The 14,059-nt window shown below is 56.2% G+C and carries 13 protein-coding genes, 2 tRNA genes, 1 rRNA gene and 1 riboswitch; of the genes, 7 read left to right on the top strand and 9 right to left on the bottom strand.

Going from position 1 to position 14,059, the window contains the following annotated elements:
- Positions 1-101: 101 nt before the first annotated feature.
- From BMF08_RS07020 to BMF08_RS07010, 3 genes are all read right to left on the bottom strand, one after another.
- Positions 102-177: transfer RNA gene (locus BMF08_RS07020), tRNA-Ala, on the bottom strand.
- A gap of 72 nt (positions 178-249) precedes the next feature.
- Positions 250-326, bottom strand: a tRNA-Ile gene (locus BMF08_RS07015).
- A 71-nt stretch (positions 327-397) separates the two neighbouring features.
- Positions 398-1,937: ribosomal RNA gene (locus BMF08_RS07010) — 16S ribosomal RNA — on the bottom strand.
- Between the two features lie 576 nt (positions 1,938-2,513).
- On the opposite strand from BMF08_RS07010, the gene purH reads away from it, so the two are divergent.
- Together purH and purD are read left to right on the top strand one after the other, a co-directional pair.
- The gene (gene purH / locus BMF08_RS07005; RefSeq protein ID WP_072571614.1) at positions 2,514-4,103 is read left to right on the top strand and encodes a bifunctional phosphoribosylaminoimidazolecarboxamide formyltransferase/IMP cyclohydrolase; all 1,590 of its coding nucleotides are present in this window, start codon (positions 2,514-2,516) and stop codon (positions 4,101-4,103) included.
- Positions 4,104-4,117: 14 nt separating this feature from the next.
- Positions 4,118-5,407, top strand: a complete 1,290-nt coding sequence (gene purD / locus BMF08_RS07000; RefSeq protein ID WP_072571594.1) for a phosphoribosylamine--glycine ligase — start codon at positions 4,118-4,120, stop codon at positions 5,405-5,407.
- A gap of 72 nt (positions 5,408-5,479) precedes the next feature.
- Here purD and BMF08_RS06995 read toward each other — a convergent pair whose 3' ends face one another.
- The 6 genes from BMF08_RS06995 to nudC form a co-directional block, all read right to left on the bottom strand.
- Positions 5,480-6,178 (bottom strand): DUF1481 domain-containing protein, encoded by a 699-nt coding sequence (locus tag BMF08_RS06995; protein ID WP_072571595.1) that lies wholly within the window; start codon positions 6,176-6,178, stop codon positions 5,480-5,482.
- A gap of 6 nt (positions 6,179-6,184) precedes the next feature.
- Positions 6,185-6,457: a nucleoid-associated protein HU-alpha gene (hupA, locus tag BMF08_RS06990; RefSeq protein ID WP_002445246.1), complete on the bottom strand. Its 273-nt coding sequence runs from the start codon at positions 6,455-6,457 to the stop codon at positions 6,185-6,187.
- 186 nt (positions 6,458-6,643) lie between these two features.
- Positions 6,644-7,234 carry a YjaG family protein gene (locus tag BMF08_RS06985; RefSeq protein WP_072571596.1) on the bottom strand — a complete coding sequence of 197 codons (591 nt, stop codon included), beginning with the start codon at positions 7,232-7,234 and terminating at the stop codon, positions 6,644-6,646.
- A 42-nt stretch (positions 7,235-7,276) separates the two neighbouring features.
- A complete protein-coding gene (gene nfi, locus BMF08_RS06980) occupies positions 7,277-7,948 on the bottom strand; it encodes a deoxyribonuclease V (protein WP_072571597.1) in 672 nt (223 codons plus the stop codon).
- A 9-nt stretch (positions 7,949-7,957) separates the two neighbouring features.
- Complete coding sequence (gene hemE / locus BMF08_RS06975) at positions 7,958-9,022, bottom strand: uroporphyrinogen decarboxylase (protein ID WP_072571598.1); 1,065 nt, start codon at positions 9,020-9,022, stop codon at positions 7,958-7,960.
- Between the two features lie 40 nt (positions 9,023-9,062).
- Positions 9,063-9,836: an NAD(+) diphosphatase gene (nudC, locus tag BMF08_RS06970; RefSeq protein WP_072571599.1), complete on the bottom strand. Its 774-nt coding sequence runs from the start codon at positions 9,834-9,836 to the stop codon at positions 9,063-9,065.
- A gap of 98 nt (positions 9,837-9,934) precedes the next feature.
- Here nudC and BMF08_RS06965 point away from each other — a divergent pair, with 98 nt between their 5' ends.
- The 5 genes from BMF08_RS06965 to thiS all read left to right on the top strand — a co-directional run bounded on the left by BMF08_RS06965 (position 9,935) and on the right by thiS (position 14,059).
- Positions 9,935-10,456, top strand: coding sequence for an Rsd/AlgQ family anti-sigma factor (locus BMF08_RS06965; protein ID WP_072571600.1), 522 nt, complete (start codon positions 9,935-9,937; stop codon positions 10,454-10,456).
- Between the two features lie 53 nt (positions 10,457-10,509).
- Positions 10,510-10,619: riboswitch (TPP riboswitch) on the top strand.
- A gap of 82 nt (positions 10,620-10,701) precedes the next feature.
- Positions 10,702-12,492, top strand: a complete 1,791-nt coding sequence (gene thiC, locus BMF08_RS06960) for a phosphomethylpyrimidine synthase ThiC (RefSeq protein ID WP_072571601.1) — start codon at positions 10,702-10,704, stop codon at positions 12,490-12,492.
- Positions 12,492-13,127, top strand: coding sequence for a thiamine phosphate synthase (gene thiE / locus BMF08_RS06955; RefSeq protein ID WP_072571602.1), 636 nt, complete (start codon positions 12,492-12,494; stop codon positions 13,125-13,127). Before thiC ends, thiE begins: the two co-directional genes overlap by 1 nt.
- Positions 13,120-13,875 (top strand): thiazole biosynthesis adenylyltransferase ThiF, encoded by a 756-nt coding sequence (gene thiF, locus BMF08_RS06950; protein WP_072571603.1) that lies wholly within the window; start codon positions 13,120-13,122, stop codon positions 13,873-13,875. The genes thiE and thiF overlap by 8 nt, the downstream gene beginning before the upstream one ends.
- The gene (gene thiS / locus BMF08_RS06945; protein WP_072571604.1) at positions 13,859-14,059 is read left to right on the top strand and encodes a sulfur carrier protein ThiS; all 201 of its coding nucleotides are present in this window, start codon (positions 13,859-13,861) and stop codon (positions 14,057-14,059) included. The genes thiF and thiS overlap by 17 nt, the downstream gene beginning before the upstream one ends.

Here is a 14,059-nt window from a genome sequence, read left to right as displayed (position 1 = left end):
CGTTTCAATTTTCAGCTTGATCCAGATTTTTAAAGAGCAAAACTTCGCAGCGCACCTTTTCAGGTACACTCTGAAGTTTTCTTGTTTTCAGCAGTAAAGGATGGTGGAGCTATGCGGGATCGAACCGCAGACCTCCTGCGTGCAAGGCAGGCGCTCTCCCAGCTGAGCTATAACCCCATCGTATGCAAATCTCGTTACCGGTATTCTTTCTGAGACAGGGCGTTTTGCAACGCAGTATCAGGAGGAATTTGGTAGGCCTGAGTGGACTTGAACCACCGACCTCACCCTTATCAGGGGTGCGCTCTAACCACCTGAGCTACAAGCCTGCAGAGATTTCTTACTGCTTTATTTTCTATCAGACAATCTGTGTGGACACTGCAAGGCAGGTTCTTTCAGGTAAGGAGGTGATCCAACCGCAGGTTCCCCTACGGTTACCTTGTTACGACTTCACCCCAGTCATGAATCACAAAGTGGTAAGCGCCCTCCCGAAGGTTAAGCTACCTACTTCTTTTGCAACCCACTCCCATGGTGTGACGGGCGGTGTGTACAAGGCCCGGGAACGTATTCACCGTGGCATTCTGATCCACGATTACTAGCGATTCCGACTTCACGGAGTCGAGTTGCAGACTCCGATCCGGACTACGACATACTTTATGAGGTCCGCTTGCTCTCGCGAGGTCGCTTCTCTTTGTATATGCCATTGTAGCACGTGTGTAGCCCTACTCGTAAGGGCCATGATGACTTGACGTCATCCCCACCTTCCTCCAGTTTATCACTGGCAGTCTCCTTTGAGTTCCCGGCCGAACCGCTGGCAACAAAGGATAAGGGTTGCGCTCGTTGCGGGACTTAACCCAACATTTCACAACACGAGCTGACGACAGCCATGCAGCACCTGTCTCACGGTTCCCGAAGGCACTAAGGCATCTCTGCCAAATTCCGTGGATGTCAAGAGTAGGTAAGGTTCTTCGCGTTGCATCGAATTAAACCACATGCTCCACCGCTTGTGCGGGCCCCCGTCAATTCATTTGAGTTTTAACCTTGCGGCCGTACTCCCCAGGCGGTCGACTTAACGCGTTAGCTCCGGAAGCCACGCCTCAAGGGCACAACCTCCAAGTCGACATCGTTTACAGCGTGGACTACCAGGGTATCTAATCCTGTTTGCTCCCCACGCTTTCGCACCTGAGCGTCAGTCTTTGTCCAGGGGGCCGCCTTCGCCACCGGTATTCCTCCAGATCTCTACGCATTTCACCGCTACACCTGGAATTCTACCCCCCTCTACAAGACTCAAGCCTGCCAGTTTCGGATGCAGTTCCCAGGTTGAGCCCGGGGATTTCACATCCGACTTGACAGACCGCCTGCGTGCGCTTTACGCCCAGTAATTCCGATTAACGCTTGCACCCTCCGTATTACCGCGGCTGCTGGCACGGAGTTAGCCGGTGCTTCTTCTGCGGGTAACGTCAATTGCTGAGGTTATTAACCTCAACACCTTCCTCCCCGCTGAAAGTACTTTACAACCCGAAGGCCTTCTTCATACACGCGGCATGGCTGCATCAGGCTTGCGCCCATTGTGCAATATTCCCCACTGCTGCCTCCCGTAGGAGTCTGGACCGTGTCTCAGTTCCAGTGTGGCTGGTCATCCTCTCAGACCAGCTAGGGATCGTCGCCTAGGTGAGCCGTTACCCCACCTACTAGCTAATCCCATCTGGGCACATCTGATGGCAAGAGGCCCGAAGGTCCCCCTCTTTGGTCTTGCGACATTATGCGGTATTAGCTACCGTTTCCAGTAGTTATCCCCCTCCATCAGGCAGTTTCCCAGACATTACTCACCCGTCCGCCGCTCGTCACCCGAGAGCAAGCTCTCTGTGCTACCGCTCGACTTGCATGTGTTAGGCCTGCCGCCAGCGTTCAATCTGAGCCATGATCAAACTCTTCAATTTAAGTTTGATGCTCGTGAATTAAACTTCGTAATGAATTACGTATGTTCACTCCAGAGACTTGGTATTCATTTAGCGTCTTTCGACGTTTAAGAATCCATGTCCTTGAGTGCCCACACAGATTGTCTGATAAATTGTTAAAGAGCAGTTGCGACGCGCTTTGGCGCTCTGTCGCGAGGTGGCGTATATTACGCTTTCCTCTTTCAGAGTCAACCCTCAATTTCAGGATTTTTTCTCTTCAACCGAACCGGCTGTTTGTGTGAAGTGATTCACATCCGCCGTGTCGATGGAGGCGCATTATAGGGAGTTCTGAAGGCACCGCAATACCTAAATGACAGAAAAATGACTGACTGCTGCATTCCACAGCAAAACCCCGCCTTATACCCATTTACGCACAGAGTTATCCACAAAGCGGTGAAACGCTAAAAATTCGCGAGCGTTGCGCAAACGTTTTCGTTACAATGCCCGCGCTAAAACAAGGATGCCCCGTCTGGGGCGTTAGCTGAATTTTAGGAAGAAAGAAAACCGAAAATTCAGCTAACGCTCTCTGTAATGTCCAAATCCTGGGGATTTAATACCATGCAACAACGTCGTCCAGTCCGCCGCGCTCTGCTCAGTGTTTCTGACAAAGCGGGTATCATCGAATTTGCACAGGCCCTCTCCTCGCGTGGCGTGGAGCTGCTATCCACCGGCGGTACCGCACGCCTGCTGGCAGAGAAAGGCCTGCCGGTCACCGAAGTATCCGACTACACCGGCTTCCCGGAAATGATGGATGGACGCGTCAAAACGCTGCACCCGAAAGTGCACGGCGGTATTCTGGGTCGTCGCGGACAAGATGATGAAATCATGGCGCAGCACGACATCTCTCCAATCGATATGGTTGTTGTGAACCTTTACCCGTTCGCCGCCACCGTCGCACGCGAGGGCTGCACGCTGGAAGACGCGGTAGAGAACATTGATATTGGCGGCCCGACCATGGTGCGCTCTGCTGCCAAGAACCATAAAGACGTGGCTATCGTGGTTAAGAGCAGCGACTATCACGCCATTATTAATGAGATGGATGCTAACGACGGCTCTCTGACCCTTGCTACCCGTTTTGACCTCGCCATTAAAGCCTTCGAACACACTGCCGCCTACGACAGCATGATCGCCAACTACTTCGGCAGCCTGGTCCCTGCTTATCACGGCGACAGCAAAGATCCTGCTGGCCGCTTCCCGCGCACCCTGAATCTGAACTTCATTAAGAAGCAGGATATGCGCTACGGTGAGAACAGCCACCAGCAGGCCGCCTTCTATATAGAAGAAGAAATTAAAGAAGCCTCGGTTGCCACTGCCACTCAGGTACAGGGCAAGGCACTCTCTTATAACAACATCGCCGATACCGATGCTGCGCTGGAATGTGTGAAAGAGTTCAGCGAACCGGCCTGTGTGATCGTTAAACATGCTAACCCGTGCGGCGTGGCGGTCAGCGATTCGATCCTCGACGCTTACGATCGTGCGTATAAAACCGACCCGACCTCCGCGTTCGGCGGCATCATCGCCTTTAACCGCGAGCTGGATGCGGAAACGGCGCAGGCCATTATTTCCCGCCAGTTTGTTGAAGTGATCATCGCCCCGTCAGCCACTGAAGAAGCGCTGAAAATTACCGCCGCCAAACAGAACGTGCGCGTGCTGGTTTGCGGCGAATGGTCTGCCCGCGTCGCAGGTCTGGATTTCAAACGTGTGAATGGCGGTCTGCTGGTACAGGATCGCGATCTGGGCATGGTGAGCGAAGCAGAGTTGCGCGTGGTCAGCAAACGCCAGCCGAGCGAGCAGGAACTGCGTGACGCGCTGTTCTGCTGGAAAGTCGCCAAGTTCGTTAAGTCCAACGCCATTGTCTATGCCAGAGAGAATATGACCATCGGCATTGGCGCGGGTCAGATGAGCCGCGTGTACTCCGCGAAAATCGCCGGTATTAAAGCAGGTGATGAAGGACTGGAAGTGAAAGGCTCCGCGATGGCCTCTGACGCCTTCTTCCCGTTCCGCGATGGTATTGATGCCGCTGCGGCCGTAGGCGTAAGCTGCGTGATCCAGCCTGGCGGTTCCATTCGTGATGATGAAGTGATTGCGGCGGCCGACGAACACGGTATCGCCATGATCTTCACCGACATGCGCCACTTCCGCCACTAATCCCGGAGCAGATAATGAAAGTATTAGTTATTGGTAATGGCGGACGCGAGCACGCGCTGGCGTGGAAAGCCGCCCAATCACCTTTAGTAGAAACCGTTTTTGTCGCACCGGGTAACGCCGGTACGGCGCTGGAGCCGATGCTGCAAAACGTGGCGATTGGCGCGACCGATATTCCGGCGCTGTTGAATTTTGCCCAAAGCGAGCACATTGACCTGACCATCGTTGGCCCGGAAGCCCCGCTGGTACTGGGCGTGGTCGATGCTTTTCGCGCGGCCGGCCTGACCATCTTTGGTCCGACGCAGGGCGCCGCCCAGCTGGAAGGTTCCAAAGCTTTCACCAAAGACTTCCTCGCCCGTCACCACATTCCGACGGCGGAATACCAGAACTTTACCGAGGTTGAGCCTGCGCTGGCGTATCTGCGCGAGAAAGGCGCGCCGATTGTTATCAAAGCGGACGGTCTGGCGGCAGGTAAAGGAGTGATTGTCGCCATGACGCTGGAAGAAGCGGAAGCCGCGGTTCAGGATATGCTGGCTGGCAACGCCTTTGGCGACGCGGGGCACCGTATCGTGATTGAAGAGTTTCTGGATGGCGAAGAAGCCAGCTTTATCGTGATGGTGGATGGCGAACACGTGTTGCCGATGGCCACCAGCCAGGATCACAAGCGCGTTGGCGATGCCGATACCGGGCCGAATACCGGCGGTATGGGCGCTTACTCGCCGGCCCCGGTAGTGACTGATGAAGTTCACCAGCGCACTATGGATCGCGTGATCTGGCCAACGGTGCGCGGTATGGCAGCGGAAGGCAATACCTACACCGGCTTCCTGTACGCCGGTCTGATGATCGACAAGCAGGGCAACCCGAAAGTAATCGAGTTTAACTGCCGCTTTGGCGATCCGGAAACCCAGCCGATCATGCTGCGCATGAAGTCCGATCTGGTCGAACTGTGCCTGGCGGCCTGTGAAGGCAAACTGGATGAGAAAACCTCGGAGTGGGACGAACGCGCATCGCTGGGCGTGGTGATCGCCGCAGGCGGTTATCCGGGTGATTATCGTACCGGTGATGTGATCCACGGCCTGCCGCTGGAAGAAGTAGGCGGTAAGGTGTTCCATGCGGGCACAACGCTTGCGGACGACGACCGTGTGCTGACTAACGGCGGCCGCGTGCTGTGCGCCACGGCGCTGGGACATACGGTGGCGGAAGCGCAGAAAAACGCTTATACGCTGATGGCAGATATTCACTGGGACGGCAGCTTCAGCCGCCGGGATATTGGTTATCGCGCGATTGCCCGCGAGCAGGGGAAGTAATTTCCCCCTCACCCTAATCCTCTCCCGCAGGGAGAGGAAACAGATCGCCCTCTCTTTCAGGAGAGGGTTTACTCAGAAATTCTTTTCCTGCGGCTGCCAGGTACAGTAATCCTCATTCGCCACCAGCAGCAGCTGTGCGCCTTCCGGCGCTTCCAGCCATGCGACGCTCACTTCCGCCGAAGAATGGCGCTGACGCCGTTCTATATGGCTTAACGCCTGCTCATCGAATTCCGGTTTAACTGTCTGCCCTTCGCAGGTACTGACGCTGTGGTCGGCATGCCAGCGCCCCTGACGCAGTATCACCTGCCCCTGGCGCAGCGCATCGCTGGTCTGGCGGATCTGATCGGCACGATAGCGGTACAGCGCGATCTGGTCGCTGGAAAGCTGTTGCTTCTGACCGTTCACTTCCCGCTGCATAAAACTGAGTTCGCCGTGGTCATCAAAACGCACGCGAATATGTTCCGGCTGTTTGCCGTAGATAGTAAGTTCGATAAGGGCAAGGGTATCGCCCTGCCAGCGGTATTCGCTGGTTGAGGTATCTCCGCTTCGCCACGGGCTGAAGGCAGAGAGAATATGGACGTCGTCATCGACATCTTTACGCCACAGGCGTACGGCACCCTGATCGCCTGCGTAACCGCTGGCGGTAAAGGGCGGCGGTGACGAGTCATGGCTACAGGCTGTCAGCAATAATGCGCCAGCCAGCGCCAGCGGACGGCACCAGAATGACAAAAGGGGCGAAAACGCCCCCTCGTTAAAACTGTTCGCTGCCACGCGGTCTTACTTAACGGCGTCTTTCAGTGCTTTACCAGAAACAAATGCCGGCACGTTAGCTGCGGCGATTTTGATTTCTTTACCGGTCTGCGGGTTGCGGCCAGTACGCTCAGCGCGGTGGTTCACTTTGAAGGTACCGAAACCAACCAGTTGTACAGCATCGCCTTCTTTCAGAGACTCAGTAATAGCAGCCAGGGTGGATTCCAGAGCAGCTTTCGCCTGCACTTTAGACAGATCAGCCTTGTCCGCAATTACATCAATCAGTTGAGTCTTGTTCATAAGTTATCCTTACAATGTGTTTATCGCTTGCTAAGCATCGAGTGCGACGGAAATGCCAAAAAAGCGCCCTCCTGCATACACGCACCGATAGCCACTTTTTTTCGCCCCCCAAATGTAGACCAGACGGGGGGCTAATGGGAAGCCTTGCAGTATGACAAATCAGGCGTTAAATCACGTTTTCTTGTCTCATTGCTGCAAATTTATACCGATATTGCTTTCCCCCGCCTCGCGCAGGTCCGCGCGCAGACCTTTGATCAGCTCAAGGTCGCGCTCTTCGCAGTCGGCCAGCAGGCGGAAAATCTCCCACTGAATGTCCCATTCCTGCTCGACAGCCGGGTTAAGTTTTAGCTCTTCATCGGTCATTTCCCGACCTGCCTGGGTCATTTCCAGCATCGCTACCGTGGTGATGGAGGTTTTGCTGACTTCAATAGCATGCTCCAGCGTATCGCCGCTTAACAGCGAATGCAGCATTTCACTCAATGCCACACAGGCATCGATAGCCGGATAAACGCCATACATATCGTAATCGTCCGCCGACGGGATCGCTTCCTCCAGCTTTTCCAGCTGGCTGTCGAAATTGATCTTCGCGTCTTTAACGGTCAGCGTTTCCCAGACGAGATCGACCATACGGCGATAGAGTTGTGCATCGCCAAAGCCGGTTTGCTGGCAGAACATGGCGTAGTTCGGGTACATGCGCTCGCAAAGGCAGGCCATGAAAGTGACGTGCTGCCAGCTTTCCAGCTTCTCCAGCCGCAGGTGAATCGGGTTTTGTAACATGATGAATTCTCAATATCGGAAATTAGCCGCAGTGTACCTGAATCAGGGGTGAATTTCCTGCCAGCGCACAAAGGCCGGACGACGCGAGGCAACGGCATCCGCCCAGCGCGTCGGCTCCGGTAAACGGTAGCCTTTGGTACAGCGCTGCACCCAGGCCAGCGCAGTGTCCTGACTGACCCGATGGCCGGTGGCGATAAACAGCGGGTTACAGCGCGCTTTGCTGCGCCATACCCACGCCAGATCCTCACCCTTATCACGCAGCGGCGCCAGCGCGCCTGGCTCGTCAGACAGCGGCTCAAACTTACCGCACAGGCGTTTTTTCGCCACGCCGATGGTCGGCACATCCACCAGCAGACCAAAATGACTGGCCACGCCCAGACGACGTGGATGCGAAATGCCATGCCCGTCGACGAACAGCAGATCGGGTTTTTGCGACAGCATATCCCACGCCGCCAGCAGCGCAGGATATTCACGAAACGAGAGGAAACCAGGAATATAGGGCATGGTAGTGGCGATACGCGCGATCTGATATTCAACCAGTTCAAGTTCCGGATACGTCAGCAGTACCATCGCCGCGCGTGTTACTTCTCCGCCCTGCTCAAATCCCACATCTGCCCCGCCGATCAGTCTCGGCGGATCGGTAATAAAACGATCTTCCCGGCATACCGAGGAAGCCAGTTCCAGTTGTTGTGCGCGTAATGACGCCAGATCCATACCTGCTCCTTATTGATGATAGGGCTGTGAAAGACGGTGTACCGCCTCCACAAAAGCACCTGCATGCTCCGGAGGAACATCCTGATGGATACCGTGACCGAGGTTAAACACGTGGCCTTCCCCCTGACCAAAGCCAGCCAGGATAGTCGCCACTTCCTCTTCAATGCGTGCAGGCTGTGCATAAAGCATGGACGGGTCCATGTTGCCCTGCAACGCGACTTTATGACCGACGCGACGACGCGCATCGGCAATATCGATAGTCCAGTCGAGACCCAGCGCATCGCAGCCGGTTTCCGCCATCGCTTCCAGCCACTGACCGCCGCCTTTGGTAAAGAGCGTTACCGGCACGCGGCGGCCTTCGTTTTCACGCAGCAGGCCATCGACAATTTTATGCATGTAATAGAGAGAGAATTGCTGATAATCGCGCCCGGTCAGCACGCCGCCCCAGGTATCGAAAATCATCACCGACTGCGCGCCCGCGCGGATCTGCGCGTTGAGATAGAGCGTGACGCTTTTCGCCAGCTTATCGAGCAGCGCATGCAAGGTCAGCGGCTCGGCGTACATCATTTTTTTGATCAGCGTAAAGGCTTTGCTGCTGCCGCCTTCCACCATGTAGGTCGCCAGCGTCCACGGGCTGCCGGAGAAGCCAATCAGCGGCACTTCGCCTTTCAGTTCGCGGCGGATGGTGCGCACCGCGTTCATCACGTAACCCAGTTCATCTTCCGGATCCGGCACCGGCAGTTTTTCGACGTCGGCTTTACAGGTGATGGGCGAGGTAAAACGCGGGCCTTCGCCGGCTTCAAAGTAGAGGCCCAGACCCATCGCATCGGGGATGGTCAGAATGTCCGAAAAAAGGATCGCCGCATCAAGCGGGAAACGGCGCAGCGGTTGCAGGGTGACTTCGCACGCCAGCTCCGCATTTTTACACAGCGACATAAAGTCACCGGCTTGCGCGCGGGTGGCTTTGTACTCCGGCAAGTAGCGGCCAGCCTGTCTCATCATCCATACCGGGGTGACATCCACCGGCAGGCGCTGGAGCGCGCGCAGGTAACGATCGTTTTTCAGTTCGGTCATTTTGCAGTTCCTCAATGCGTCAGACCGTCATTGTAACATGTCACTCATACTCTGCCCGACACAAAGCCACGGTGTCCTCGATCAAACGGCGCGCGACTGTGCCTGGCGGCGGTAACAACGGCAGCGCATCATAGCGATACCAGCCTGCATCCAGCAGTTCGTTAGGGTCGATGTTGATTTCACCGCTGTCATACTCGGCCATAAAGGCGGTCATCAGCGATTGCGGGAACGGCCAGGGTTGCGAGGTAACGTAGCGCAGATTTTTCACGCGGATGGCGCTCTCTTCCATGACTTCGCGGGCCACCGCCTGCTCCAGCGTTTCGCCCACTTCGACAAACCCGGCCAAAACGGTATAGATGCCGTTACGGTGGCGCGTGTGCTGGGCCAGCAGGATTTTGTCTTCCCGGCGGATGGCGACAATGATGCACGGCGCGATTTGCGGGTAATAACGTTCACGACAGTTGCCGCACAGCATCGCCCACTCGCTTTTACTGGTGTGCATGGTGTGCCCGCAGTAACCGCAAAACTGGTGCGAGCGGTAAAACTCCGCCAGTTGCACGCCGCGCCCGGCGAGCTGGAACAGCCCGACATCCTGATCCATTAATTGCCGCACGGATGACATATCCTGACGACGATTCTGACGCACCAGCCACACCGGCTCGCCCTGCCATTCGCCGATGGTTAAACCGCGCTGACCCACAAGATCAAAATTTCCTGCCTCGCCATGTGGTAATTCTCCAGCGGGCAGCCATAATTTTTGTTCATGGCTGACAATCCACCAGCCCTGATCGGTTAATTCGATGACACGTTCCATAATCTGTTGCACTACCTTAGCGACACTGGCATGTTGGTAACATCATTTTTACAAATTTTGGGTAAGTATTTTTTAATCTTAATATTACGGAGTTGATCATGCTAAACCAGCTACAAAGCCTGACAGAGCGAGTGGGAGGAAGTAATAAACTTGTCGACCATTGGTTACATGTCCGTAAGCATCTGCTTGTTGCTTATTACGATCTGGTCGGCATTAAACCTGGCAGAGAATCCTTTACAGAACTCGATGAAAAAGCGCTGGATGATTTTTGCCATAGCCTGGTCGATTATCTTTCCGCTGGTCATTTTAGTATTTATGAACGCATTATCAGCGAAATGGAAGGGACCAGCCCACTTTTCGCCGCCACGCAGATCTATCCTCTGCTGGAAGCGAACACGCAGCAGATCATGAATTATTATGATTCCAGCCTGGAAAATGCCATTGATGACAGCAACTGCATTGAATTCCAGCATGCGCTGTCCGGCATTGGCGAAGCGCTGGCGCAACGCTTTACCCTTGAAGATCAATTGATCGTTCTGGCGTTCGACTTCAACCTTTCTGAAAGCGCCAACGACGAGGCAGTAACCAATAACGAGAGAGATATGGCTCGTCCTGCTTGAGTTCTGCGGCAGTAACACGTAATTTATTTTAGCTTTCCCGTATAACGGGAAATTATTTCTTGTCGGAGTGCCGCGTACGACAGTACCGGCTGAGACCGTTAATTCGGGATCCGCGGAACCTGATCAGGTTAGTACCTGCGAAGGGAACAAGAGTTCATCTGCATGGCATCGCTGCATCCGGCGATCGCCCTCTTGCTTCATCCGTCATTCTGACAAGCCACGTCCTTACTTTTATGGAATGAGCTATGTCTGCCACTAAACCAACACGTCGCCAGCAACGCGAACACGCCCAGCGCTTTATCGATACTCTGGAAGGTACTGTCTTCCCCGGCTCCCGACGCATCTATATTCAGGGTTCACAGCCGGACATTCGCGTGCCCATGCGTGAAATTCAGCTCAGCCCGACGCCAGTCGGCGGCACTAAAGACGCGCCACGTTTTGAAGAAAACGAAGCGATCCCGGTGTATGACACCTCCGGTCCGTACGGCGATCCCGCCATTACTATTAACGTCCGGCAGGGGCTGACCAGGCTGCGAAGCCCGTGGATTGCAGCGCGTGGCGCGACGGCAGGCCAGTGCGTGACCCAGTTGCACTATGCCCGCCAGGGGATTGTCACGCCGGAGATGGAATTTATCGCCATCCGTGAAAACATGGGCCGCGAGCGCATTCGCGCTGATGTCCTGCGCCAGCAGCATACTGGCGAAGGCTTTGGCGCGCGCCTGCCGGAAAACATCACCCCTGAATTTGTACGTGATGAAGTGGCCGCCGGGCGCGCCATTATTCCCGCCAACATCAACCACCCCGAATCCGAGCCGATGATCATTGGCCGCAACTTCCTGGTAAAAGTAAACGCCAATATTGGTAATTCGGCGGTCAGCTCCTCCATCGAAGAGGAAGTGGAAAAGCTGGTGTGGGCCACGCGTTGGGGGGCTGACACCGTGATGGATCTCTCCACCGGCCGTAATATTCATGAAACCCGCGAATGGATCCTGCGCAACAGCCCGGTCCCCATCGGCACGGTGCCGGTTTATCAAGCGCTGGAGAAGGTCAACGGCATTGCGGAAAACTTAAGCTGGGAAGTATTCCGCGAAACGCTGCTGGAGCAGGCGGAACAGGGCGTCGATTACTTCACTATTCACGCCGGTGTGCTGCTGCGTTATGTGCCGATGACGGCAAAACGTCTGACGGGTATCGTTTCCCGTGGCGGCTCGATCATGGCGAAATGGTGCCTGTCCCATCATCAGGAAAATTTCCTTTACGAACGTTTCCGCGACATCTGCGAAATCTGCGCGGCCTATGACGTCTCCCTGTCGCTGGGGGACGGCCTGCGTCCCGGCTCCATTCAGGACGCTAACGACGAAGCGCAGTTTGCGGAACTGCACACCCTTGGCGAGCTGACGAAAATCGCCTGGGAGTACGACGTGCAGGTGATGATTGAAGGCCCCGGCCATGTGCCGATGCATATGATCCGCCGCAATATGACCGAACAGCTGGAGCACTGCCACGAAGCGCCTTTCTACACCCTCGGCCCGCTGACCACCGATATTGCGCCGGGCTACGACCATTTCACCTCCGGCATTGGCGCGGCGATGATCGGCTGGTTTGGCTGCGCGATGCTCTGTTACGTAACGCCAAAAGAGCACCTCGGCCTGCCGAACAAAGAGGACGTCAAACAGGGATTAATCACCTATAAGATCGCCGCTCACGCCGCCGATTTAGCCAAAGGCCATCCTGGGGCGCAGATCCGCGATAACGCCATGTCCAAAGCGCGCTTTGAATTCCGCTGGGAAGATCAGTTTAACCTCGCGCTCGATCCCTTCACCGCCCGCGCTTATCACGATGAGACGCTGCCGCAGGAGTCCGGCAAAGTGGCGCACTTCTGTTCGATGTGCGGCCCGAAATTCTGCTCGATGAAGATCAGCCAGGAAGTGCGCGACTTTGCGGCAAAGCAGGCGGTTGACGCCGGCATGGCAGATAAATCGAACGACTTCCGCGCCCGGGGCGGCGAAATCTATCTCCGGCAGGAGGAGGCGTAATGTACCAGCCTGATTTTCCGCCGGTACCCTTCCGGCTCGGACTTTATCCCGTGGTGGACAGCGTGACCTGGATCGAGCGTCTGCTCGGCGCCGGGGTGCGCACTCTGCAACTGCGCATCAAGGATAAGCGCGATGAGGAGGTGGAAGCCGATGTTATCGCCGCTATCGCCCTTGGCCGCCGCTATCAGGCGCGGCTGTTCATTAACGATTACTGGCGGCTGGCGATCAAACATGGCGCTTACGGCGTGCACCTTGGGCAGGAGGATTTACAGGACACCGATTTGGCGGCGATCCGCGCGGCAGGTTTACGCCTTGGCGTATCGACCCATGACGATATGGAAATCGACGTCGCGCTGGCGGCAAAACCGTCCTATATCGCCCTCGGCCATGTCTTCCCGACGCAAACCAAACAGATGCCTTCTGCCCCGCAGGGGCTGGCACAGCTGGCGCAGCATATCGCCCGGCTGAAAGATTATCCGACGGTCGCCATCGGCGGTATCAGCACTGAACGCGCGCCTGCGGTACTGGCGACCGGCGTGGGCAGCATCGCGGTGGTCAGCGCCATCACCGCTGCCGATGACTGGCAGGCGGCAACCCGGCAGTTGCTGGATCTGGCGGGGGTGGGCGATGAATGACAATGATTTCATGCGCTACAGCCGCCAGATCCTGCTGGAAGACATCGCCATTGACGGGCAGCAAAAATTGCTTGCCAGCCGGGTGCTGATTGTCGGGCTTGGCGGGCTCGGCTCTCCGGCGGCGCTGTATCTGGCGGCGGCAGGCGTGGGAACGCTGGCGCTCGCCGATGACGACGCGGTGCACCTCAGTAATCTGCAACGGCAGATCCTCTTCACCACAGAGGATATTAATCGCCCAAAATCACAGGCCGCGGCGCAGCGCTTACAGCAGCTCAATCCGGACACTGAACTGATCGCCCTGAATCAGCGTTTAGCGGGCGATGCGCTGCATCAGGAAGTGGCCCGTGCCGATGTGGTGCTGGATTGTAGTGATAACATGACCACCCGTCAGGCGATTAATGCCGCCTGCGTGGCGAACAATACGCCGCTCGTCAGCGCAAGCGCGGTGGGCTTTGGCGGGCAGTTGATGGTGCTGACGCCGCCCTGGACGCAGGGCTGCTATCGCTGCCTGTGGCCGGATGACGTTGAGCCTGAACGCAACTGCCGCACTGCTGGCGTCATCGGGCCGGTGGTGGGCGTGATGGGCAGCCTGCAGGCGCTGGAAGCCATCAAGCTGTTAACCGGCATAACGCCTGCGCAAGGTGAACTGCGGCTGTTCGATGCCCGCAGCCATCACTGGCGCACCATCACCCTTCAGCGGGCGGCAAACTGCCCGGCGTGCGGAGGTCTGCATGCGCATTCTGTTTAATGATGAGCCGATGCAGTGCGCCGACGCGCTGACCGTCAGCGCCCTGCTGACGCAGCTTAATCAGCTGACGCCTGGCATGGCGCTGGCGCTCAATCAGCACATCCTTCCCCGGGATCGCTGGGATCAACAACTGTTGCAGGACGGCGATCGGATCCTGCTTTTTCAGGTCATCGCCGGAGGCTGA

The sequence above is a fragment of the Enterobacter sp. SA187 genome (assembly GCF_001888805.2).
Classification (GTDB): domain Bacteria; phylum Pseudomonadota; class Gammaproteobacteria; order Enterobacterales; family Enterobacteriaceae; genus Enterobacter_D.
This window is presented reverse-complemented; position numbering and strand designations above follow the sequence as displayed.

Excerpts from the sequence above, each read along its gene's own strand:
- purH (WP_072571614.1), top strand. The coding sequence starts at position 2,514 with ATGCAACAACGTCGTCCAGTCCGCCGCGCTCTGCTCAGTGTTTCTGAC.
- purD (WP_072571594.1), top strand. The coding sequence starts at position 4,118 with ATGAAAGTATTAGTTATTGGTAATGGCGGACGCGAGCACGCGCTGGCG.
- hupA (WP_002445246.1), bottom strand. The coding sequence starts at position 6,457 with ATGAACAAGACTCAACTGATTGATGTAATTGCGGACAAGGCTGATCTG.
- BMF08_RS06985 (WP_072571596.1), bottom strand. The coding sequence starts at position 7,234 with ATGTTACAAAACCCGATTCACCTGCGGCTGGAGAAGCTGGAAAGCTGG.
- nfi (WP_072571597.1), bottom strand. The coding sequence starts at position 7,948 with ATGGATCTGGCGTCATTACGCGCACAACAACTGGAACTGGCTTCCTCG.
- hemE (WP_072571598.1), bottom strand. The coding sequence starts at position 9,022 with ATGACCGAACTGAAAAACGATCGTTACCTGCGCGCGCTCCAGCGCCTG.
- nudC (WP_072571599.1), bottom strand. The coding sequence starts at position 9,836 with ATGGAACGTGTCATCGAATTAACCGATCAGGGCTGGTGGATTGTCAGC.
- BMF08_RS06965 (WP_072571600.1), top strand. The coding sequence starts at position 9,935 with ATGCTAAACCAGCTACAAAGCCTGACAGAGCGAGTGGGAGGAAGTAAT.
- thiC (WP_072571601.1), top strand. The coding sequence starts at position 10,702 with ATGTCTGCCACTAAACCAACACGTCGCCAGCAACGCGAACACGCCCAG.
- thiE (WP_072571602.1), top strand. The coding sequence starts at position 12,492 with ATGTACCAGCCTGATTTTCCGCCGGTACCCTTCCGGCTCGGACTTTAT.
- thiF (WP_072571603.1), top strand. The coding sequence starts at position 13,120 with ATGAATGACAATGATTTCATGCGCTACAGCCGCCAGATCCTGCTGGAA.
- thiS (WP_072571604.1), top strand. The coding sequence starts at position 13,859 with ATGCGCATTCTGTTTAATGATGAGCCGATGCAGTGCGCCGACGCGCTG.